Here is a 22,259-nt window from a genome sequence, read left to right as displayed (position 1 = left end):
ATACAGCATTTGTGTTCGACCGAAACTCCACTGTAGCAGCGAGCCTGATCGCGATGGCGGTAGAGCATTCACCAAATTCTTCCGGTCCGCACTTTCCAATCGCCCACAAAAAAGGCCGTTTCTGTATCAAAACGGCCTTTGCGAAGTAGTTAAAGACCGGCGAAAAACACTTAAGTTCCGCCCAAAAAACAGTAACTTATAGAATTGTGCTCAAGTCGTGTTACTCGTCGGATTTCTATTGTCACAACCATGACACAGCCTCAGGATCGCGCCGTCATCCCCTTGAGGTTCCTCTATGAAGTTCTCCTCGATTCTCTTGTTGTCCCTTGGCCTGGTCAGTGGCTTCGCTTCTGCAGGCGGCACCACCGAAGCAGGTGTGGGCGGCGCATTGGGCGGGGTTCTTGGCTCGGTCGTCGGTCAATCGTTAGGCGGCAATACAGGTTCAACCATTGGCGCGGCCCTGGGCGGCGCGGGTGGTAGCGCAGTCGGCGCAGACAAACGCAGCCGTGGCGAAGCAGCCATTGGCGGTGCGTTGGGCGCAGCAGGCGGTAACGTGGTCGGCCGCAGCGTGGGCGGCACCACCGGCAGCCTGATCGGCTCCGCAGCAGGTGGCGGCGCCGGTGGCGCGCTGGGTAACTACATGGGCAACAAGAGCGATGACGACGATGATCGTCGCTATCGTCGTGGTTATGATGATGACGATCGTGGTTACTACCGTCGCGGCCATCCAGGTCGTGGTCATGCCTATGGCCATCGCAAGCATAAACATCGCTATCGCGACTGAGGCTTGAATCGCCTCGTTTACCGGTAGATCAAAAAATCGCAGCCCTCGGGCTGCGATTTTTTTTGCCTCTCAGATCGCCAGTCGCTCCAACGCCCCGCGCAATCCGGCAGGAATTGCCACCGGTTGATTCGTGGTCCGATCCACGAACACATGCACGAAGCGCCCCGCCGCACAGGCATCATCTTCACCTGTCTTGAACACCGCCAATTCGTATTGCACCGAGCTGTTGCCCAACTTGCTGACCCGAAGGCCGATCTCGATCCGGTCCGGGAAAGCGATAGAGGCAAAGTAGTCGCAGGCCGAACTCACCACAAACCCCACCACCTCGCCGTCATGGATATCCAGGCCGCCGACTTCGATCAGGTAGGTGTTTACCGCCGTATCGAAAAAACTGTAGTAGGTGACATTATTGACGTGACCGTAGGCGTCATTGTCGTGCCAGCGAGTGGTGATGGGCTGGAAGTGCGAGTAGTCGGTGCGTTGGGGCATCGGGTTGGACATCAGCGTCAGTTCCTGGGGTTGAATGGCTAGTTTAAGGTGAAACCGCGTCGTCCCCCTTCGCGAGCAGGCTCGCTCCCACCCTGGATCTCGGTCGTACACAAAACCTGTGATCAATGAAGATCAACTGTGGGAGCGGGCTTGCTCGCGAAGGGGCCTTCACAAACGCCACATAAATTCACATGTCAGCGAACCCTCGCCCCTCTGCCACCAGTTCACCAATCAACCGCGCCGGCGCCCAGTGATCGCCCTGCTTGGTCTCAAGCTGCAACAACCGCAGATGAATAGCTTCCAACCCTTGCTGATCCGCCCAGGCCATCGGCCCGCCCTTGTCCGCCGGGAAGCCATAACCGTTGAGATAGACCAGGTCGATGTCATGCGCCGATGCCGCGATACCTTCCTGAAGAATCTTCGCCCCTTCGTTGACCAGCGCCAGCAAACAACGCTCCAGAACCTCTTCAGGGCCGATCTCGCGACGCTGGAACCCCAACCCTTCGCTGACTTCAAGCACCAGCGCATCGACTTCCAGATCGTGCTCAGCCTGACGACTGCCCGGTTCGTAGTGGTAATACCCATCGCCACTCTTCTGACCAAAACGCCCCAGCTCGCACAAGCGGTTGTCCACTTGAACCTCCGGCGCATCCTGGCCTTTGCCAGCCAACTCCCGAGCGCGCCACTCCAGGTCGATGCCAACCACGTCGTACATGCGGAACGGCCCCATGGCGAAACCAAAATCTTGCAGCGCCGCATCCACCTGATAAGGCAAAGCGCCCTCCAGCAGCATCTTGCGCGCTTCGAGCACGTACGGATGCAGCATGCGGTTACCAATGAAGCCATGACAGTTGCCCGACACCACGCTGACCTTGCCCATGCGTTGGCCCAGGGCCAAGGCCGCATCGAGTACCGCCGGCTCCGTCTGGGCACCGCGCACGATCTCCAGCAATTTCATGATGTGCGCCGGGCTGAAGAAATGCAGGCCCAGGACCTGTTGCGGACGGCGAGTGGCAGCGGCGATGGCGTCAATGTCCAGCGCTGAGGTATTGCTGGCCAGAATCGCTTCAGGTTTGAGCAGGCCGTCGAGTTCGCGGAAGATCTTCTGCTTCAGCTCGAGGTTTTCGTAGACCGCTTCGATGACCAGATCGACATCGCGGATCGCTGCGTAATCAGCCGCCGCCGTTACCCGTGCAATGCGCGCATCCGCCTCGGCCTGATCGATCCGCCCCTGACGCACGTTGTGGGCGTAAGTCTCAGCCACGCTGGTCAGTGCCTGCTCAAGCATCTGCGGATTGTTATCGACCCATTGCACCGGCACCCCGGCGTTGGCCAGGCACATGACAATGCCACGGCCCATGGTGCCGGCGCCGATCACGGCGGCGCGCTGAATATCGAACGGTGTCTGGCTCATGATTGTTCTCTTGTTAGCGATCCAAAGACAGTCCTCACCATAGTCAGGCGCCGGGCTTTTTTGAAGTTTATTCCTGTGATGAGCGACATTCAGGGGATGGATAAGCTTTCAAAAACACCGATATCCCGTGGGAGCGGGCTTGCTCGCGAAAGCGGTGTGTCAGGCAACATCAATGTTGATTCTGATGGCCCCTTCGCGAGCAAGCCCGCACACATTGACGGTGTTTCAACTTGGCAGGTGCGCTTGAGCCCAGTCGCGCACGTCGCCATACGGATAATCCTCCAACGCCGCAAACCCCGGAATCGAGCGCGCCTTGAGCTTGGTAAACAGCGGCACGCTGATCCCACATAGAAATCTTGTTACGCGCTCAGCCGAAGGGAGGTTGCCCGTGTGCTGCTCGTGCCTGTGGATAAAATCACCACACAGCGCCTCGAAACTTTTATCCACAAGCGCCGGCAATTCCGGCGGTGCCGGCAATCGCGCCACGTGACCGTGACACACGGAACAATGCCCACACTGCCGGGGCGCGTTATCGTCGCCGAAGTACTCGGCCAGGCGGTAACCCAGGCAGTGGTCGGTAGCGAACAGATCCAGCATGGCGTGAATTCGCGCGATCTCGGTGCGCTCGTGTTGGGTGAAGTAGGCGTGCAATTCAGCGCTCAGGGTTTGGGAATCAAAGTCCGCTTGCAGCAGGCTGTAGACCTCGGTCATCTGCTTGCTTTCGACCTCGACCCAGCCCTTTTCCTGAAAATAATCCAGCGCCTTGACCACCCGACTGCGCTCGGCGGAATACTGCTCATACAGCGCATCGAAATTCACCGTGGCCCAGGTCCGTGCGCGGCTGGAGGTCTGGATGATCGCCGAGACGAAGTCCTTTCGTTCACCTTCAAATCGGGCAAGCAATGCTTCGGGTTCCTGCAAATACTTGAAGCGGTACTCGGCGTAATAGGCATAACGCGGGGCGATCATTGCGCGCAGTTCCAGCTGCACCAGCAAAGTCTTGAGCGGTAACTGGCGAATGTTGCTCTGATCGGCCAAAGGTCCCAGCAGAAACTCCCATTGCCCCTCGGGCGCAGTGGCTTGCAACTCGTCGAGCACACAACGAATGCCGTCCCGTTCCGGCGTGTCGCCGTAGACGAAGTTTTCCAGGACGTTGAGGCTGTCGCGGTTGGCCAGCACCAGGCAATCGGATGGCTGCCCGTCACGCCCGGCGCGACCGATTTCCTGGCTGTAGTTTTCGATGGATTTAGGCAGGTCGAAATGCACCACGTTGCGGATATCGCTTTTATCGATGCCCATGCCAAAGGCAATGGTGGCGACGATGCAATTGGATTGCCCACCCATGAACCGCCGCTGGATTGCTTCGCGCTGTTCGTGCGGCAAACCGGCGTGATAGGCCTGCGCCTGAATGCCGCTGCGGGTCAGATGCTCGGCAATGTGCTCAGCGGTTTTCTGCAGGGTGACGTAGACGATACTCGGCTGGCCGGGACGCTGGCTCATCCACTCGACAAGGCGTCGTCGCTTGTCCTGGCCGCGTACCGGTTCCACCAACAGATTGAGGTTAGGCCGGTAGAAACCGGTGGTCACCACATCCTCGGGGGCGATGGCGAATTTAGCCTGCATGTCGGCGATCACCTTGGGTGTCGCGGTGGCGGTCAGCAGCAGCGCCTGAGGGATGTTGAACTGGCGCTGATAGTCCGGCAGCTTGAGGTAATCGGGGCGAAAGTTATGGCCCCATTCAGAGATGCAGTGGGCCTCGTCCACCACCAGCAGCGAGATTGGCACCTGCTGCAAAAAATGGCGGAAGCGCTCGTTCTTCAGGCGCTCCACGGAAATCATCAGAATCTTCAGCTCGCCGGACTTTGCCCGGGCCATCACATCGCTGGCGTCATCGCGGCTCTGGGCCGAATCGATACTGCCCGCCGCAATGCCATGGCGCTGCAAGAACGCTAACTGATCTTGCATCAACGCCAGCAAAGGCGAGACCACCAACGTTAGGTGCGGCAGCAACAAGGCCGGCAGTTGATAGCAAAGGGACTTGCCCGAACCGGTCGGGAAAATCGCCGCCGCCGAGCGCCCGGCCAACACAGCACTGACCGCCGCCTCCTGGCCGGGTCGAAACTGTGGGTAACCGAAAACCTGTTCCAGGGTGTTGTGCATAAGCTGTCACTCCGTTGACCGCTGCGAAGCCCAAAGCCTAGCTGGCGAACGCAGCGGGTCGAGAAAAGGTCGGGGGTAAAAACGATACTGGATGATACAGCGTCACCCCATTGATTCCTTCGCCACGGATTGAAACAAACGAGGCACTTTGCCCCCCTGACATCAGCCCCTGTCAGCCGGTAAGGTTCACCCCGAGAAAAACCATCATCCGCGAAGTTTTCATCAAGGCAGGACGCCCGCACGCGGATTCTTATGAAGGAAAAACCATGCCATACACTCAGTTTTTACCCATTGTCCTTGTCTTTGCATCTCTGCTGCTGAGCGGGTGCATGAAGCTCCCTGACGAACCTCCGCTCCTCGCTACGCCCACAACTCTGGGCGGCGCCTCATAGACCTAGTCATCATTGACCCATGTCGGGTGGCTATGGCACCAACACCGCCACCCGCAACTGCTCATCCAGCGCCTGCTCATGAAACACTCGGCTCTTGCTCGCCCACACTGCATAAGCCGGGCTGATTTCGCCCGTGAACGCCGCCGCCAACTGACGCAAATCAGCGACGTTGCGCACACGTGGGCAGAAGAGTTCGCCGTCGCAATCCTGACTGGCATTGCGGTAGGTGACCAGCAACCGATCCCACAACCCATCACGCACTTGTCTGACCGATTTGAGCTTCACAGTCTGCACACCCAGTCGCTGTTTCAGACCCTGTTCATCCAGCGCTTCGCTGGCCAGCAGCGCCTTGCCCACCATCAACACCTCGGCGCGGGATGCCGTGTCGACATCTGCCTGGGTGGTCAGGGCATCGGGCCAACCGGTATGTTCAAGAGCCAGCGAATGACCCGCATCGGTAGCGCCCGCGATCCGCCAAACACCGGCCCATAACAACAAAATCGAGGCCATACGTAGCCATTGCATACCTAATTCCCTTTAAGAGTCGACTCAGACGTTTCGAAACGTCCTACAAAATCTGGCGCGCACCCTACGGAGGTTCAGTGCGCCACGCCTGACAATCCCGTAGGAATATCGACCTCTCGGGGGAAAAGCTTAAAAAATAGTCGGAACGTGCGTAGGAAAAGGTCGATAGCGCCGGTAAACCCCCTACAAAACCCGTCCATTTACGTCTTATTGCGACGCCTCGCTGCCGCCCTCTATAGTTTCCGACTCGGCTGAAAACACTGTGTCGGCCCGCCGGCGAGCCTGCCCGATTTCCCACAGGACTGACCTCGATGAATACGTTCCAACCGTTAACCAACCGCTATCGCCCGCTCAAAACCAGCTACAGCGAAACCCCCGTGCTGGTCATCGACACCCAAGCCAATCCTCACGAGATTCTCGACGCCGCCCAGCAACGCATCCGCGCCGCCAGCGATTTGCTCGAAACGCTCTATTGCCTGTGCTTCAAACAGGCTGACGTGAAAGACATTCCAAACATCGTCAGTGCGCTGTACCTGCTGACCCAGGATGGCAACGAATTGCTCGAAATCGCCCGGCAGCGACTGCCGAGAATCACCACCAATTGATGCCAGAACAAATCCAGACCCACATGAAGATCCCTGTGGGAGCCGGGCTTGCCCGCGATGAACGATAACGCGGTATGCCTGATGAAAAACGAAACATCCGATGCTCAACGACAACTCGATAAAGCGGCCTACGGCACATGGTTCAGAGCACAAGTACAAGCCAGCCTCGACGACCCTCGTCCCAGCATTCCCAATGAAGAAGTCAAACGTGTAATGGCAATTAAACGAGAGAAATTGCGGAAGGGATAAGTCCGTCAGCAACGGCCTATCAAAGCTTCATCCCGTTCCTACAAGCGGGGACTCCTTGTCGTCTATCGCTGCCCAGTGGCTCGCACCTATAGTCGTGACCGTCGCTGCCAAATCAGCGACTCGGGCTTGGTCACCCGAATTGAGAACTCATTTCGCTTCCGTTGTATGCTGCGGCATCTCAAGTGTCTGCACGCTATATGGTGGCTGTGTTCGGGACGTCTTCGGGCGTACCGGCAAAGTGAGTTCTCACCGGTTTGACCAACCCGAACACAGTCCGCCTCCCATCGCTTGGTCACGATGGCGGTGGTTTTCTCGTAATGCACTTTGAGAATTCTCACACTATGAATAACTGGAACCCGTTCACCAGCGATCGCTACCACCCACTCCAAACCAACCTCACCGATTCCCCGCCCCTGATCATCGACACAGAGGCCAACCCCCAGGACATTCTCGAAGCCGCTCTCCAGCGCATCCGAGCGTCCAGCGATCTCCTCAAAACCTTGCACTGCGTTTGCTTCAAACATGGCGACGTAGAAGACATCCCCCATATCACCCACGCGCTCTTCTTGCTGACCCAGGACGGCTACGACCTACTGAAAGTCGCCCAGCAACGCATGATGAACTGGAAAGCACCGGCCTGACGCTGAGTGAAGATCGTTCCCACGCTCCCGCGTGGGAATGCCTCTACGGACGCTCCGCGTTCGGCTCTTGGAGCGTGGAACATCGAAAGCCGTCATCGAGTACTGGAGGCAATTGATGAGCTAATGGAAAGCGTGCAACAGATAAACGAAATCCTACGCGGTGAGCGTGAGCCTTCCCGTGAATTCCATGTTGACGCGTTGCGAGTCAAAGAAATCCGCAAAGCTACCGGTCTGACTCAGGCCAGGTTCGCAACCTTGATCGACGACCGACTCGCCGCAAAGTCAGGCTTAATCGGTACACACCCAACGGAAGATGCGCCATGAACCTCTCTCCCAACTTCCCCGACGACCACGCCATGCGCCTGCTCATGCAGCTGCTACACGAAGAACTTGGCCTGCCTGAACGCAAAACGCTCAGCCTCAGCACCTCGATCAATTTCGACCTGAGCTGCGACGGCGCTGATGCGCGGCATTTGATGGAAGCGCTGGAAGAACAGTTTGGGATCGACTTCGTGGACTACGACGCCTATCGCTATTTCCAGCCGGAAGGGTTTGATGTGTTTCTCAAGCATCGAGCCAAGGGGCGTGGTGACAAGGTGCCGCTGACCATTGGCATGCTCTACCGAGCGATCAAGGTGCAACGGTGGGATACGCAGGAATTGGAGAGCCAGTAGAGCAGGTCCTCTGGCTGAAGCAGTTCGTATAACTACAATTATTCTGGCGTTATCCCCCCCCGAAGTGAAGGAATATTAGCTGTATGGCTAGAAAAACAGCGTCACTTCCCCCGCGTATTGCACGACTGCTTACCGACCTCGGCGAACGCCTAAAACTGGCCCGTTTACGTCGAAGGCTGACAGCTAAACAAGTGGCAGAGCGAGCCGGTATGTCTGTCATGACATTGCGATCTCTGGAGTCGGGTGGTGCGGGGGTGACGATGGGGGCTTATCTGTCGGTGATGCACGTGTTGGGTCTGGAACAGGACTTGAACAAGGTTGGCGATGCCGATGAAATGGGACGTCATCTGCAGGATGCTCGGTTAACCCGAGCCCCAGGCCCAAAGGCTAAAAAACCAAGGCGCGAACCAAGCACAACTGCCACCAAAGCAAGCAAATTATCCGGCTCTCGGACAGATAGCGTTATTCGTAAGTCGTCTCTCAGCGAGAGTGATCTTCGCGACTTCCCGCTGAATACCCACTCACTGTCCGCTTTACTGACAAGAAAAAACAAGCCAGCCCCCAACACATAACGAGTGAGGCATATTCTGGCGTGCATGGCTCAAAGGCTGGAGAAACCTGCAGTCTAGAAGCTCCAAAGCATCAAAAATACCGACCTATTTGCCAGGTCATTTGAGCTACACTTGAACATTGCACCGAGAGGCAGATGTCATGAGCGAACTGACGTTTCAGCAAAAGCAGGATTATTACGACAAGGTCCGCCGGTCGAACTACTTAGCGAGCTTGCGTCTTGAAGGCTTCGACACCACGCGTGCCGATGCTGAAAAACCGCTCCCAACGCGGGAATCGGTACTCAAAAAATATCGTCAGAATCCACGTTAATGGTGGATAAATACGGGGTCGGCCAAGACCCCTATTGCTACCCCGATAGCGACGTTCTACGTAATCTGCTCAACATCCATGATGAAGAGCAGCTACAGAAAGCAGAGCGAGAGCTATCAGAAATCGCTGCCGACAAATTTCGCCTCCTCCCTCCCCCGTACGACCTCAGCCTGTTGCAGCATATCCATAAGTCCTTGTTCTGCGACATCTACGAATGGGCCGGAGTGCCGAGAACTGTGAATATCAAAAAAGGCGATACGCTTTTTTGTACCGCAGAACGAATCATCCCAGAAGCCGAAAAAATCTTCCGTACCATGCAAAACGCTGCTTGGTTCATAGGCACCAGCAAAGCCGAGCTAGTCATTCACATAGCTGAGACGTACGGCGATCTAAACGTTATCCATCCCTTCCGCGAAGGGAATGGTCGAACTCAACGTATTTTGTTTGAACAGATCATCATCAATGCAGGTTTTGCCGTCGATTGGTGGCTTGTCAAAGATGCGGCTTGGATCCCTGCAAATATCGACGCCGTAACGTGCGACTACCGTGGCTTGGAAGCAATTTTCGAGCGTTGTATTGGTGATCCGCTGGACACGTCGCTATCACAGAACTGAGAGTTCTAAGGTCAAAAGTCGTCTACACGAACAAACTGGATGTACCCGCAATAACCTCACCCCCAGCTTCCCCGACGACCACGCTATGCACCTGCTCATGCAGCTGCTGCACGAAGAACTCGGCCTGCCCGAACGCAAAACGCTCAGCCTCACCACCTCGATCAACTTTGACCTGGGTTGTGACGGTGCTGATGCGCGGCATCTGATGGAAGCGTTGGAGGAACAGTTCGCCATCGACTTCGTTGACTACGACGCTTATCGCTACTTTCAGCCGGAAGGGTTTGATGTGTTTCTCAAGCGTCGGGCCAAGGGTCGTGGCGACAAAGTCCCGCTGACTATCGGAATGCTCTACAACGCGATCAAGGTGCAACGGTGGGACACTGAGAAGTTGGAAGGCATCTGTTCGAACGCGTAAGTGGCATTATTCTGGCTGCTTAGCGCTTTTTCAGCTGGAATAATGGCAGTTGTATTTCTGATGGTCCGAATCGCGCCCACAAAAAAGCCGCCCTCAAAGGGCGGCTTTTTCATTCGCTAAATCCAGGCCTTACAACTTCGGCCCAGCAGCCTTGATCGCATCGCTTACATCAAACTTCTTGAAGTTCTCAACAAACAACCCAGCCAACGCTTTAGCAGCTTCATCGTAAGCAGCCTTGTCAGCCCAGGTGTTACGTGGGTTCAACAGGCCAGTCTCAACGCCCGGCACGGCCAGTGGCACGTCGAGGTTGATGGTGTCCAGGTGCTCAGTCTCGGCACCGATCAACGCGCCGCTCTGGATCGCTGCGATCACGCCGCGGGTGGTCGGGATGTTGAAGCGTTTGCCGACGCCGTAGCCGCCGCCGGTCCAGCCGGTGTTGACCAGGTAGACCTTGGAGCCGAAGCCGCGGATGCGTTTGATCAGCAGTTCTGCGTACACGCCAGCCGGACGCGGGAAGAATGGTGCGCCGAAGCAGGTGGAGAAGGTCGATTTGATGCCGCTGCCGGAACCCATTTCGGTCGAGCCCACCAGAGCGGTGTAGCCGGACAGGAAGTGGTAGGCCGCTTGTTCTTCGCTGAGGATCGAGACTGGCGGCAGGACGCCGGTCAGGTCGCAGGTCAGGAAGATCACAGCATTTGGCTCGCCACCGAGGTTCTTCTCGGAACGCTTCTCGACGTGCTCCAGCGGGTAGGCGGCGCGGCTGTTCTGGGTCAGGCTGCCGTCGGCGTAGTCAGCCTTCTTGGCGTCGTCCAGTACCACGTTTTCCAGGACTGCGCCGTGCTTGATGGCTTTCCAGATGACGGGTTCGTTCTTCTCGGACAGGTCGATGCACTTGGCATAGCAACCGCCTTCGATGTTGAACACCACACCCTCGCCCCAGCCGTGCTCGTCGTCACCGATCAGGTAACGGCTTTCGTCGGCGGACAGGGTGGTCTTGCCGGTGCCCGACAGACCGAAGAACAGGGTCACGTCGCCCGCTTCGCCGATGTTGGCAGCGCAGTGCATTGGCAGCACGTCGGCGGCCGGCAGCAGGAAGTTCTGCACCGAGAACATGGCTTTCTTCATTTCGCCGGCGTAACGCATGCCCGCCAGCAGCACTTTCTTCTGGGCGAAGTTGATGATCACGCAACCATCGGAGTTGGTGCCGTCACGCTCTGGCACGCACTCGAAGTTGGCAACGTTGAGAACTTGCCACTCTTCACGGCCAGCCGGGTTGTACTGGGCCGGGTTGATGAACAGGCAACGACCGAACAGGTTCTGCCAGGCAGTCTGGGTGGTCATCTTCACGGCCAGGTAGTGCTCTTCGGCAGCACCTACGTGCACGTGGGAAACGAAATGCTCTTGCGCGTTGTTGAAGGCCTCGACGCGAGCCCACAGGGCATCGAACTTGTCGGCCGGGAACTTGCGGTTGATCGGGCCCCAGGCGATGGCGTCCTGGGTGGTGGGCTCTTCAACGATGAAACGATCGACTGGCGAACGGCCGGTACGGTGACCGGTGCGAACAACCAGCGCGCCGGTATCGGCAAGCTCGCCTTCACCGCGCTTCAGGGCTTCTTTAACCAGATCATCAACACTCAGATCGGTGTACACGGCGTTATTGGCTTGCGTCATGAGGTTCCCCGTCGGCCAGTGGCCGAGTGCTCCAAACGTTTTGTAGTAGAAAGTCGTGCACTACTACCGCGAAAAAAGTGGGCCGGATTATGCCAGAAAAGCCCAAAAAGTGTAGGGTCCTCCCGTCAGAACGGCGTTATTCCGGCGTTAAGCAGTGAATTTACCTGCGCTGAAACGTTTTAGTGACGGGTATCTGACGGCGTATCGACCCCTGCACCAGCAAACAATTGGGTGATATCGGCTGCGTCGAACAGGTAACGTTCGTTGCAAAACTGACAATCGATCTCGATGCGGCCGCCATGTTCGACGACCAGTTTCTGAGCATCTTCCAGACCCAAACTGACCAGCGCATTGCCCGAGCGTTCCCGAGAGCAGCTGCAACGGAAACGTAGTTTCTGCACATCGAACAGGCGCACTTGCTCTTCATGGTAGAGACGATGGAGCACGGTTTCGTTGTCCAGGCTCAGCAATTCATCGGCTGTCAGGGTACTGGCCAGGGCGGTGATGTGCTGCCAGCTGGCGGCGCGTTCTTCTTCGTCTTTCAGACGGTCGGCAGGCAATTGCTGCAGCAACAGGCCACGGGCACGACGGCCATCGGCGTAGAGCCAGAAGCGGGTATTGGTTTGTTGGGACATGACGAAGTAGTTGGTGAAGCAATCGGCCAGGGTTTCACCGTCGAGATCGACGATGCCCTGATAGCGCTGGCCCTGAGTCGGGTCGACGGTCAGCGCCAAGACACCATTGGGCATCAGGTCGGCAAGGGTCGCATCCGGGGCAATCCGGTCGGCTTCGTAACGAGCCAGGCCACGAATTTCGCGCTCGCTGGAACACTCGATCATCAGCAACGGCACCGGGCCTTCGGAACGGGCCTGCAGAATCAGCAAGCCATCGAACTTCAAGGTGCCAACCAGCAACGCTGCCGCTGCCATCAACTCGCCCAGCAGTTGTGCGACCGGCTCCGGATAGGCGTGTTTGGCGAGGACTTCGGCATAGCTACGCTCCAACCCAACCAGCTCGCCGCGGGTGTCGCTGTCATCGAAGATGAAGCGTTGGGTGTAGTCGTTATCCGATAGATGGGTCATAGGTCTGGGTATCTGAAAGGGTGACAAAAAAGAAAAATCGCGTCATTTCCGCATTTTTGGGCGGGCAACGTTCAGCCGTAAGGGCATTTTATGAACAATCCGGGGCTGTTCCAAGCAAGGTCAAACCTCGGTTTTCGACGAACGGTATTTTCATTTTGCCGCTGTCGAGTACACCCATATGGCTGCACAGGTGCGCGATTGCAAGTCTGTGCCCGACGGCGATCACTACTCGTCGTTGCTGTTACCGCGAAACTTGAACAGATCCCGGCGCTGCTTCTTGCTCGGTTTGCCATCGGTGCTCACGCCCAATGCTCCGGCCTTGCGCATGGCCGCAGCCGCCTCGCGTTTGGCAATGCTGGCCTCGGTTTCAGCATAGAGCGCCTGAGCCTCCGGCGCGCCACGGCGCACAATCGACAGCGCCTGGACCACCACCGTGCGCTCCTCGAAGCCGGTGCGAATCTGAAACTCATCGCCGACCCTCGGCTCCTTGCCTGGCTTGCAGCGCTCGCCCCGGCAATGCACCTTGCCACTCTCAATCGCGGCCTTGGCCAAGGCACGTGTTTTATAAAAACGCGCGGCCCACAACCATTTATCGAGACGGACCTTGTCGTCCTCTTCGCTTTTTTGTGCCATTGGATGACCTCATTCTGAAATATCGATGAACTGTACTACCGTTTCTGTCGTGCCATGAATCACCACGCTGTGGATTAGAATGCAGGCATTCCCCCGCACATTGAGGGATGGAAATTCGGGCAGTAGATATCTGTCGCCTTTTACCCATTATTCTGCGTGAATACCGCGAATTCGACCGCACGCGGTCTGAGCGGTTTTTGCCGGTTGAGCACTTTTGAAGACATTTGACCATTTGACCGTTATCGGTCTGCGCGAGTGGGTGGCGCTCCCGGATTTGGGAGTCGCTGGCCTTCGGGCAAAAATCGACACCGGCGCCAGCACCTCCAGCCTGCATGCCACCGACATCGAGCCATTCGAGCGCGACGGCGAACAATGGGTGCGCTTCACTGCGCACCTGGGCACGGTGGTGCAACTGCGGCATCGGCGCTGTGAAGCCCCGCTGGTAACGAGAAAAACCATTAAGAGCTCCAATGGCCATGCGCAGATGCGCTACGTGGTCAGCACCACCCTGGCCCTCGGTGATCGGGTCTGGCGGGTCGAGTTCACGCTCGCCTGCCGCAAGTCCATGCGTTATCGCCTGTTACTCGGTTCCAAAGCCCTGATCGACGGCCAGTTGGTGGTCAATCCGGGCATTAAATATGTACAAGACAAGCCGGTGTTCCCGGTATCTACCTTCTCCACAGGTGTTGCATGAAGATCGCTGTGCTGTCGCGGAACCCGCGTCTGTATTCCACCCGTCGTCTGGTCGAAGCCGGTATGGAGCGTGGCCATGAAATGGTGGTGATCGACACCTTGCGCGCCTACATGAACATTGCCAGCCACAAGCCGCAGATTCACTACCGTGGCAAACCGCTGGAGGGCTTCGATGCAGTGATCCCGCGAATCGGTGCATCGGTGACGTTTTACGGCTGCGCGGTGCTGCGTCAGTTCGAAATGATGGGGGTGTTTCCGCTTAACGAATCGGTAGCCATTGCCCGTTCGCGAGACAAACTGCGGTCGCTGCAATTGCTGTCGCGCCGGGGGATCGGTTTGCCGGTCACCGGCTTTGCCCACTCTCCGGATGACATTCCCGACTTGATCGAGATGGTCAACGGGGCGCCGCTGGTGATCAAGGTGCTGGAAGGCACTCAGGGCATAGGTGTGGTGCTGTGTGAAACGGCCACGGCGGCGGAATCGGTGATCGAGGCCTTCATGGGCCTGAAGCAAAACATCATGGTTCAGGAATACATCAAGGAAGCCGGCGGCGCGGACATTCGTTGTTTCGTGGTTGGCGACAAGGTGATCGCGGCGATGAAGCGCCAGGCCAAGCCAGGGGAGTTTCGCTCCAACCTGCATCGCGGCGGCAGTGCGAGCCTGATCAAGATCACACCGGAAGAACGCATGACGGCGTTACGAGCGGCAAAGGTCATGGGGTTGGCGGTGGCGGGGGTGGATATCCTGCGCTCCAATCATGGCCCGCTGGTGATGGAAGTGAACTCGTCGCCGGGGCTTGAAGGGATTGAAACCACCACCGGGAAGAATGTGGCGGGGATCATCATTGAGCATCTGGAGAAGAATGGTGGGCCGAATATGACGCGGACCAAAGGGAAGGGGTAAGGCTTACTCAGTCCTCCTGTGGCGAGGGAGCTTGCTCCCGCTCGGCTGCTCAGCAGCCGCAAAACCAGGCAACCGTGTTTTGGCGACAGGCATGCGGTTGTCGGGATCGGGAGTCCTTCGGCCTCCAGCGGGAGCAAGCTCCCTCGCCACAGAGCTCGGATGCGGTCGTTAGACCGCATCCCTCGGCAACATCAACCCAAGCGGCAACCGCACCCGCGCTTCCAGCCCGCCACCAGAACGGTTACGCAGCTCAACATTCCCGCCATGCATCGAAGCGATCCGCTTCACGATCGCCAACCCCAACCCGGTCCCCTTACCGCCCCGGGCCCGATCGCCACGGGTGAACGGGTTGAAGATCGCCTCCAGCTCCGACGGGTCGATTCCCGCGCCACGGTCCATGACACTCAGCACCACATACGGCGCACTGGTATCCCCGGACACATAAGCTGCCACTTCGACACCGCTGCCGGCGTGATGCAGAGCATTTCCGATGAGGTTGTTCAGCAACCGTTTCATCGACACCCGCCGCAGCGGGAATGGCTGAATCGGTTCCAGGTGCAAGCGCACTCTCTCTTCGTTCTGGTTATACGGTGCGGCAACTTCGCGAACCAGATCGCTCAGGTCCACTTCTTCCACCGACTCGTCACGTCCGTCACGAATGAAGGCCAGGAACTGATCCAGAATCGCGTCCATGTCTTCGATGTCGCGGATCATGTCGTCTGTCAGGTCACTGTGGGCGCCCATCAGTTCCAGGGACAGCCGCAAACGGGTCAGGGGCGTGCGCAGGTCGTGGGAGACCCCGGCCAGCATCAGTTCTCGCTCGCGGCCGGCCTGTTCGACGTCTTCAGCCATTTGGTTGAAGGCGCGATAAACCTCGGTCATTTCGCTCGGTGTATCGCTGATCGGCAGGCGCACGCTGCGGCCCTGACCCAGTTGCCTCGCGGCATAGACCAGGCGTTTTAGCGGTTGATTGAGCTGGCTGACGAAAATCCACGCCGAGGCGGTGGACAGCAGGCCAATGGCGAGGAACCAGCCGAGCACATTCCAGATTTTCTGGCCGCGCAATGGGTGCGGATACAACGGCACTTTCAGCCAGCCATCGCCCAGGCTGGGTGCGCGCACCCACAGCGCCGGCGGTGAGTGCATGCGTAATCGCACTTCGGTGTCGGCGCCCAGTTCGGCCTGCATTTGTCGCTGGTAGATCTCGCTGTAGGGCCAGTGCTGTTCGCCTTCTGGCACACCGGCACCCACCACCCGGATCAGGGTCGCGGCATCGGCGATTTTGGTGCGGTTTTCTTCATCGGCGGCCCAATAGGCACGCAGCGTCAGGGCGACGCCGTGGCTGTATTGGCGATCCACCAGCACATCTTCGTTCATCAACAGATAAACCAGGGTCAGCGCCTTAGAGAACAGGACGACGATCAGCACCAGCCACAGGGTGCGGGAGAAGAAGCTCTGGGGGAACCAAACGGGGGTTTTCATGAGTAACCGCTACACACTTGCAGGAGCGAGCATGCTCGCATATTGCGGATCACGGGTCTGCGGGAAAGGTCATCTGACCCCTTGCCCGCAAGACCCGCTCCTACAAATCACCGATCACTTCGTGGCGGCGCCATCCGGAACGAATACGTAACCCACGCCCCAGACAGTCTGGATGTAGCGTGGTTTGGACGGATCGGGTTCGATCATCCGGCGCAGACGGGAAATCTGCACATCAATGGAACGCTCCAGGGCATCCCACTCGCGGCCACGGGCCAGGTTCATCAGTTTGTCGCGGGTCAGTGGCTGACGCGCGTTCATGACCAGCGCCTTGAGCACCGCAAACTCACCGGTGGTGAGCATATGCACTTCGTCGCCGCGCTTGAGTTCGCGGGTGGCCAGGGACAATTCGTAGTCACCGAAGGTCACGCTTTCGTCTTCGCTGCCCGGGGCGCCCGGCACCGGTGCCGCCTGACGACGCAGAACCGCTTTGACCCGAGCCATCAGCTCGTCCGGGTTGAACGGCTTGGCCAGGTAATCGTCGGCGCCCAGTTCCAGGCCCTTGATGCGGCTGAGCTCATCGCCCTTGGCGGTGAGCATGATGATCGGAATCTGATTGTTCGCCGTGCGCAGGCGGCGGCAAGCGGTCAGGCCGTCTTCGCCGGGCAGCATCAGGTCGAGGACGACCAGGTTGAACACTTCACGCGCCAGCAGGCGGTCCATTTGTTCCGTGTTCGGGACGGCGCGGGCACGGTAGCCCTTGCTGACGAAAAAGCGCTCCAGCAGGCTGCTCAGCCCGGGATCGTCGTCAACAATAAGAATTTTTTCGCCTTCAGCAATGTTTGCAGTGCTGCTCATTGGATGCTCCTTTGATCTCGGCGCGCATTATGGCGTAGCTGCCGTTATACGCACCGTGTGCATTGTTAGCAGATTTTTCCTTCACCGCCAGAAAACCGGGCATTGTGCCTACAACCCGCGATGCCCCCGAATGGATAGAACGCTGGTTATAATGCGCGGCCTTTTGTGTCAGGCAACGTCTGATCGTTACTGTAAGCAGCCACTTTTTTTTCATGGCGCTGGCAGTAATTGTTCGATTTCACGGGTCAACGGGAAGCCTGTTGGCTCAGGTAGCGGCGCACGCCAGGCCGCTCAACCAGACTCGCCGAGCCTTTATCTCTGCGCCTGCGAGCCTGCTTTCACAATTTGTCAGGTGGTTTTATGGACAGCATCAACAGCCGCATCGCCGAGGAACTCGGTGTACGCCCACAACAGGTCGAAGCGGCCGTCGCGCTACTCGATGAAGGATCCACGGTGCCCTTCATCGCCCGCTACCGGAAAGAAGTGACCGGCAGCCTCGATGACATCCAGTTGCGTCATCTGGAAGAGCGTCTGCGCTACCTGCGAGAACTCGACGAACGGCGGATCAGCATCCTCGCCAGCATTCAAGAGCAGGGCAAACTGACCCCGCAACTCGAACGCGACATCAAACTCGCCGACACCAAGACCCGTCTCGAAGACTTGTACCTGCCGTACAAGCAGAAGCGCCGCACCAAGGGCCAGATCGCCCTGGAAGCCGGCCTCGGCGAACTGGCCGACGGTCTGTTCAACGACCCGACCCTGAACCCTGAAACCGAAGCCGCGCGTTTCATCGACGCCGAAAAAGGCGTGGCTGATGTGAAAGCCGCCCTTGAAGGCGCCAAGTACATCCTCATGGAGCGCTTCGCCGAAGACGCTGGCCTGCTGGACAAATTGCGCAACTACCTCAAGCAGGAAGCCACCCTCAGTGCCCGCGTGATCGCCGGCAAGGAAGAGGAAGGCGCCAAGTTCCGCGACTATTTCGAACACGACGAGCCGCTGAAAAGCATGCCATCGCACCGCGCGCTGGCGATTTTCCGTGGTCGCAACGAAGGCATTCTCAGTTCCGCGCTGAAAGTCGGCGATGAACTGCCGGGCACCATGCACCCGTGCGAAGGCATGATCGGCCAGCAATTCGGCATCCAGAACCAGAACCGTGCTGCCGACAAATGGCTGGGCGAAGTGGTGCGCTGGACCTGGAAGGTCAAGCTGTACACCCACCTGGAAACCGACCTGCTGGGCGAGCTGCGCGACGGCGCAGAAACCGAAGCAATCAACGTGTTCGCACACAACCTGCACGACTTGCTGCTGTCGGCCCCGGCCGGCCCGCGCGCTACCCTGGGCCTCGACCCGGGCCTGCGCACCGGCTGCAAGGTCGCCGTGGTCGATGCCACTGGCAAGCTGCTGGACCACGCCACGGTTTACCCGCACGTGCCGCACAACAAGTGGGACCAGACCCTCGCCGTGCTCGCCGCCCTGTGCGCCAAGCATTCTGTGGACCTGATTGCCATCGGCAACGGCACCGCCAGCCGTGAAACCGACAAGCTCGCCGCTGAGCTGATCAAAAAATACCCAGCCATGAAGATGACCAAAGTCATGGTCTCTGAGGCCGGCGCATCGGTGTACTCGGCGTCGGAACTGGCTTCCAAGGAATTCCCGGACCTCGACGTATCGATCCGTGGCGCGGTATCGATTGCCCGTCGTTTGCAGGATCCGCTGGCCGAGCTGGTGAAGATCGATCCGAAATCCATCGGCGTCGGCCAGTACCAGCACGACGTGTCGCAGCTGAAACTGGCACGCGGCCTGGACGCGGTGGTCGAGGACTGTGTGAACGCCGTGGGCGTCGACGTCAACACCGCTTCCGTGGCGCTGCTGGCGCGCATCTCCGGCCTCAATGCGACCCTGGCGCAGAACATCGTCAGCCACCGCGATGAGCACGGCGCGTTCAAAACCCGTGCGGCGTTGAAGAAAGTCGCGCGTCTGGGTGAAAAAACCTTTGAACAGGCTGCGGGTTTCCTGCGTGTAATGAATGGCGACAACCCGCTGGATTCGTCCGCGGTTCACCCGGAAGCCTATCCGCTGGTGCAGCGCATTGCCGCTGAAACTGATCGCGACATTCGCTCGCTGATCGGCGACGCGAGCTTCCTCAAGCGTCTCGATCCGAAGAAGTACACCGACGAAACGTTCGGTCTGCCAACGGTCACCGACATCCTGCAAGAGCTGGAAAAACCCGGTCGCGACCCGCGTCCCGAGTTCAAGACCGCCGAGTTCCAGGAAGGCGTCGAAGACCTCAAGGACTTGCAACTGGGGATGATCCTCGAAGGCGTGGTCACCAACGTGACCAACTTCGGCGCCTTCGTCGACATCGGCGTGCATCAGGACGGTCTGGTGCATATTTCCGCGCTGTCGGAGAAGTTCATCAAGGATCCGCGCGAAGCGGTGAAGGCCGGTGATGTGGTTAAGGTGAAGGTCATGGAAGTCGACATCCCGCGCAAACGCGTTGGCCTGTCGATGCGCATGAGCGACACCCCAGGCGAGAAAATCGACGGTGCCCGTGGCGCGCGTCCGGGTTCGGCACCACGCCAATCCCAGAACACTGCACCGCGCAAGGAAACCACGGCAGCAGCCCCGGCCAACAACGCCATGGCCTCGCTGTTCGCTAACGCCAAACAGTTGAAAAAACGCTGATGGAGATCCCGGCCGGCTTGACCGAAAGCGCGTTTTTCAAGCTGCTGGGATGTCGCTTGCACAGCCTGGAAACCGGGGTGGCGCAAGTCGCCCTGGGGCTTGAGCCAGAACTGCGCAATCGCGGCGGCAAGCTGCATGGCGGGGCTTTGTTCAGTCTGGTGGACATTGCCATGGGGCTGGCCTGTTCCAGCACCCACGGCTTTGACCAGCAGAGCGCAACCATCGAGTGCAAGATCAACTACATCCGCGCCGTCTCCGACGGTGAAGTGATGTGCACGGCACGGGTGATCCATCCGGGCCGGCGCACGCTGGTGGTCGAAGCCGACGTGATGCAAGGCGATAAACTCGTCGCAAAAGCACAAGGCACGTTCGCTGTCCTGTAGCTACCTAACCTCGATTTGAGTTAATTTCAGCGCATAGCAACCTGTGGGAGCGGACTTGCCCGCGATGGCGGTGTGTCAGACGACATGAATGGTGACTGACACTCCCTCATCGCGGGCAAGCCCGCTCCCATAGGGATCGTGCAGTTCTTGAATAATCGGCATATGGCCTGTCAGGCTCAAAACCAGGCGAAAACGCCAGTTTTAACTTCACCCTTGTAGACCGTCTTGCCCACCCCCATATTGGGGCGACTGACGCGTGAAGGAATCCAACTTGAGCGAACTTCTCAACCGCCGCCTGGCTCTGCTCGGCGAGCGCGCTAACCTCTCTCTGCTCGAACAGTGCCTTCACGGCATCGAACGTGAATGCCTGCGCGTAACCAGCGAAGGTCGCCTGGCGCAAACGCCGCACCCGGAAGAATTGGGTTCCGCGCTGACCAACGAACAAATCACCACCGACTATTCCGAGTCGCTGCTGGAATTCATCACGCCAGCCCTGCCAGACCCGGCGGACACCCTGGCGAGCCTCGATAAGATCCATCGGTTTGCCTACAGCAAGCTCGGCAACGAATACCTGTGGAGTCCATCGATGCCGTGCCCGTTGCCGGCCGAGGAAGACATCCCGATCGCTTATTACGGCACCTCCAACATAGGGCAGCTCAAGTACGTCTATCGCAAGGGCCTGGCGCTGCGTTATGGCAAGACCATGCAGTGCATCGCCGGGATCCACTACAACTTTTCCCTGCCGGAAAAGCTCTGGCCCCTGCTCAAAGAGGCTGAAGGCTTTGACGGCACCGACCGCGACTATCAGTCGTCGGCCTACATCGCGCTGATCCGCAATTTCCGTCGCTATAGCTGGTTTCTGATGTACCTGTTCGGTGCTTCGCCGGCGCTGGACGCCGGTTTCCTGCGCGGTCGCTCGCATCAGCTGGAACAACTGGACCCGGACACGTTGTACCTGCCGTACGCCACCAGCCTGCGCATGAGCGATCTGGGTTACCAGAGCAACGCCCAGGCCGGTTTGACGCCGTGCTACAACGATCTGACCAGCTACACCGACAGCCTGCGCAAAGCCGTGGCCACGCCGTATCCGCCGTACGTCGAGATCGGAACACACCAGGACGGTGAGTGGGTTCAGCTCAACACCAACATTCTGCAGATCGAAAATGAGTACTACTCCAACATCCGTCCGAAACGCGTGACCTACACCGGTGAGCGGCCGATCCAGGCGCTGGTGGCCCGGGGCATTCAGTACGTCGAAGTGCGTTGCCTGGACATCAACCCGTTCCTGCCGATGGGCATCGACCTCACCGAGTCGCGGTTCCTTGATGCGTTCCTGTTGTACTGCGCGCTGAACGACAGCCCGCTGCTGACCAGTACCTCGTGCGGCAATGCGACGTCGAACTTCCTCAGCGTGGTCAAGGAAGGTCGTCGTCCGGGCCTGCAGTTGCAACGCGACGGGCACCCGGTAGACCTGAAGGAATGGGCAAGCGAGTTGCTGGAAAAGATTGCGCCATTGGCGGCGTTACTGGACCAAAGCCATGGCGGCGAAGCTCACAGCAAAGCACTGGACGCACAGCTGGCCAAGGTCAAGGACTCGTCCCTGACGCCATCGGCTCAGGTGTTGGCGGCGATGGCCGAGCACAAGGAAAGCTTTGCTCAGTTTTCCTTGCGTCAGAGTCAGGTGCATGCAGAGTTTTTCCGCAGCGAGCCACTTTCAGGTGAAGAACAAGCTAGATTTGAAGAGTTGGCACGTTCGTCGCTGGCTCAGCAGGTGGAGCTGGAACAGAACGAAGTCGGCGATTTCGATGTGTTTGTCGGGTCGTATCAGGCGAGTATTCTGGCGATCAGTAATTAGATCGCAAACCTCTGTGGCGAGGGAGCTTGCTCCCGCTCGGCTGCGCAGCAGCCGTAAAATCTGCGACAGTGGTCAATCAGACACACCTTCGCTGTTTTTGGGAGTCCTTCGGCCTCCAGCGGGAGCAAGCTCCCTCGCCACAAAAGCGATAAACAACCATGCGGCCTTAGAAT

At 58.4% G+C, this 22,259-nt stretch carries 23 protein-coding genes and 1 pseudogene; 15 read left to right on the top strand and 9 right to left on the bottom strand.

What is annotated here, in order from left to right; genetic code table 11:
• Positions 1-295: 295 nt before the first annotated feature.
• The gene (locus AB7M26_RS04535) at positions 296-784 is read left to right on the top strand and encodes a glycine zipper domain-containing protein (protein ID WP_123498159.1); all 489 of its coding nucleotides are present in this window, start codon (positions 296-298) and stop codon (positions 782-784) included.
• A 69-nt stretch (positions 785-853) separates the two neighbouring features.
• On the opposite strand, the gene AB7M26_RS04530 is transcribed toward AB7M26_RS04535, so the two are convergent.
• From AB7M26_RS04530 to AB7M26_RS04515, 4 genes are all read right to left on the bottom strand, one after another.
• A complete protein-coding gene (locus AB7M26_RS04530) occupies positions 854-1,285 on the bottom strand; it encodes an acyl-CoA thioesterase (protein ID WP_123498161.1) in 432 nt (143 codons plus the stop codon).
• A gap of 175 nt (positions 1,286-1,460) precedes the next feature.
• Complete coding sequence (locus tag AB7M26_RS04525; RefSeq protein WP_429388120.1) at positions 1,461-2,687, bottom strand: 3-hydroxyacyl-CoA dehydrogenase; 1,227 nt, start codon at positions 2,685-2,687, stop codon at positions 1,461-1,463.
• A 225-nt stretch (positions 2,688-2,912) separates the two neighbouring features.
• Positions 2,913-4,847 carry a RecQ family ATP-dependent DNA helicase gene (locus AB7M26_RS04520; RefSeq protein WP_429388117.1) on the bottom strand — a complete coding sequence of 645 codons (1,935 nt, stop codon included), beginning with the start codon at positions 4,845-4,847 and terminating at the stop codon, positions 2,913-2,915.
• Positions 4,848-5,269: 422 nt separating this feature from the next.
• The gene (locus AB7M26_RS04515) at positions 5,270-5,764 is read right to left on the bottom strand and encodes a polysaccharide deacetylase (protein WP_429375748.1); all 495 of its coding nucleotides are present in this window, start codon (positions 5,762-5,764) and stop codon (positions 5,270-5,272) included.
• A gap of 311 nt (positions 5,765-6,075) precedes the next feature.
• On the opposite strand from AB7M26_RS04515, the gene AB7M26_RS04510 reads away from it, so the two are divergent.
• The 9 genes and pseudogenes from AB7M26_RS04510 (at position 6,076) to AB7M26_RS04470 (ending at position 9,844) form a co-directional block, all read left to right on the top strand.
• Positions 6,076-6,369: a hypothetical protein gene (locus tag AB7M26_RS04510; RefSeq protein WP_429388114.1), complete on the top strand. Its 294-nt coding sequence runs from the start codon at positions 6,076-6,078 to the stop codon at positions 6,367-6,369.
• Between the two features lie 48 nt (positions 6,370-6,417).
• Positions 6,418-6,618: an antitoxin PaaA2 family protein gene (locus AB7M26_RS04505; RefSeq protein WP_454238983.1), complete on the top strand. Its 201-nt coding sequence runs from the start codon at positions 6,418-6,420 to the stop codon at positions 6,616-6,618.
• Between the two features lie 341 nt (positions 6,619-6,959).
• Entirely contained in the window at positions 6,960-7,259 is a 300-nt protein-coding gene (locus AB7M26_RS04500) for a hypothetical protein (RefSeq protein WP_123498171.1), read from the top strand.
• Between the two features lie 123 nt (positions 7,260-7,382).
• A pseudogene (locus AB7M26_RS04495) lies at positions 7,383-7,532 on the top strand (transcriptional regulator); the annotation flags it as partial.
• Positions 7,533-7,579: 47 nt separating this feature from the next.
• A complete protein-coding gene (locus tag AB7M26_RS04490; protein WP_429388108.1) occupies positions 7,580-7,933 on the top strand; it encodes a DUF1493 family protein in 354 nt (117 codons plus the stop codon).
• A gap of 83 nt (positions 7,934-8,016) precedes the next feature.
• Complete coding sequence (locus AB7M26_RS04485) at positions 8,017-8,505, top strand: helix-turn-helix domain-containing protein (protein ID WP_429388106.1); 489 nt, start codon at positions 8,017-8,019, stop codon at positions 8,503-8,505.
• A 139-nt stretch (positions 8,506-8,644) separates the two neighbouring features.
• A complete protein-coding gene (locus AB7M26_RS04480; RefSeq protein WP_080370370.1) occupies positions 8,645-8,815 on the top strand; it encodes a YhfG family protein in 171 nt (56 codons plus the stop codon).
• Positions 8,815-9,429 carry a Fic/DOC family protein gene (locus tag AB7M26_RS04475; protein ID WP_429388103.1) on the top strand — a complete coding sequence of 205 codons (615 nt, stop codon included), beginning with the start codon at positions 8,815-8,817 and terminating at the stop codon, positions 9,427-9,429. Before AB7M26_RS04480 ends, AB7M26_RS04475 begins: the two co-directional genes overlap by 1 nt.
• 85 nt (positions 9,430-9,514) lie before the next feature.
• Positions 9,515-9,844, top strand: a complete 330-nt coding sequence (locus AB7M26_RS04470; RefSeq protein WP_429388100.1) for a DUF1493 family protein — start codon at positions 9,515-9,517, stop codon at positions 9,842-9,844.
• 129 nt (positions 9,845-9,973) lie between these two features.
• Here AB7M26_RS04470 and AB7M26_RS04465 read toward each other — a convergent pair whose 3' ends face one another.
• From AB7M26_RS04465 to AB7M26_RS04455, 3 genes are all read right to left on the bottom strand, one after another.
• On the bottom strand, positions 9,974-11,515 hold the full coding sequence (locus AB7M26_RS04465; RefSeq protein WP_429388098.1) for a phosphoenolpyruvate carboxykinase: 1,542 nt from the start codon (positions 11,513-11,515) through the stop codon (positions 9,974-9,976).
• 179 nt (positions 11,516-11,694) lie between these two features.
• A complete protein-coding gene (gene hslO, locus AB7M26_RS04460) occupies positions 11,695-12,597 on the bottom strand; it encodes an Hsp33 family molecular chaperone HslO (RefSeq protein WP_123498184.1) in 903 nt (300 codons plus the stop codon).
• A 225-nt stretch (positions 12,598-12,822) separates the two neighbouring features.
• Positions 12,823-13,230 (bottom strand): RNA-binding S4 domain-containing protein, encoded by a 408-nt coding sequence (locus AB7M26_RS04455; protein ID WP_007903079.1) that lies wholly within the window; start codon positions 13,228-13,230, stop codon positions 12,823-12,825.
• Positions 13,231-13,444: 214 nt separating this feature from the next.
• On the opposite strand from AB7M26_RS04455, the gene rimB reads away from it, so the two are divergent.
• Both rimB and rimK read left to right on the top strand, forming a co-directional pair.
• Positions 13,445-13,924 (top strand): retropepsin-like aspartic endopeptidase RimB, encoded by a 480-nt coding sequence (gene rimB, locus AB7M26_RS04450; RefSeq protein ID WP_007903080.1) that lies wholly within the window; start codon positions 13,445-13,447, stop codon positions 13,922-13,924.
• Complete coding sequence (rimK, locus tag AB7M26_RS04445; protein WP_008005189.1) at positions 13,921-14,826, top strand: 30S ribosomal protein S6--L-glutamate ligase; 906 nt, start codon at positions 13,921-13,923, stop codon at positions 14,824-14,826. Before rimB ends, rimK begins: the two co-directional genes overlap by 4 nt.
• A gap of 168 nt (positions 14,827-14,994) precedes the next feature.
• Here rimK and AB7M26_RS04440 read toward each other — a convergent pair whose 3' ends face one another.
• Together AB7M26_RS04440 and ompR are read right to left on the bottom strand one after the other, a co-directional pair.
• The gene (locus tag AB7M26_RS04440) at positions 14,995-16,308 is read right to left on the bottom strand and encodes an ATP-binding protein (RefSeq protein WP_429388095.1); all 1,314 of its coding nucleotides are present in this window, start codon (positions 16,306-16,308) and stop codon (positions 14,995-14,997) included.
• Between the two features lie 114 nt (positions 16,309-16,422).
• A complete protein-coding gene (gene ompR, locus AB7M26_RS04435; protein ID WP_007903084.1) occupies positions 16,423-17,163 on the bottom strand; it encodes an osmolarity response regulator transcription factor OmpR in 741 nt (246 codons plus the stop codon).
• 360 nt (positions 17,164-17,523) lie between these two features.
• Between ompR and AB7M26_RS04430 the strand changes: the two genes are divergently transcribed.
• The 3 genes from AB7M26_RS04430 to gshA all read left to right on the top strand — a co-directional run bounded on the left by AB7M26_RS04430 (position 17,524) and on the right by gshA (position 22,086).
• Positions 17,524-19,848, top strand: coding sequence for a Tex family protein (locus tag AB7M26_RS04430; protein ID WP_429375744.1), 2,325 nt, complete (start codon positions 17,524-17,526; stop codon positions 19,846-19,848).
• Positions 19,848-20,231 (top strand): PaaI family thioesterase, encoded by a 384-nt coding sequence (locus AB7M26_RS04425; protein ID WP_123498192.1) that lies wholly within the window; start codon positions 19,848-19,850, stop codon positions 20,229-20,231. The genes AB7M26_RS04430 and AB7M26_RS04425 overlap by 1 nt, the downstream gene beginning before the upstream one ends.
• A 271-nt stretch (positions 20,232-20,502) precedes the next feature.
• Positions 20,503-22,086, top strand: coding sequence for a glutamate--cysteine ligase (gene gshA, locus AB7M26_RS04420; RefSeq protein WP_429388091.1), 1,584 nt, complete (start codon positions 20,503-20,505; stop codon positions 22,084-22,086).
• Positions 22,087-22,259: the final 173 nt, after the last annotated feature.

This window comes from Pseudomonas sp. F-14 TE3482 (assembly GCF_053629455.1).
Note: the sequence above shows the minus strand (reverse complement) of the source record. Positions and strands in the feature narration are given on the sequence as shown.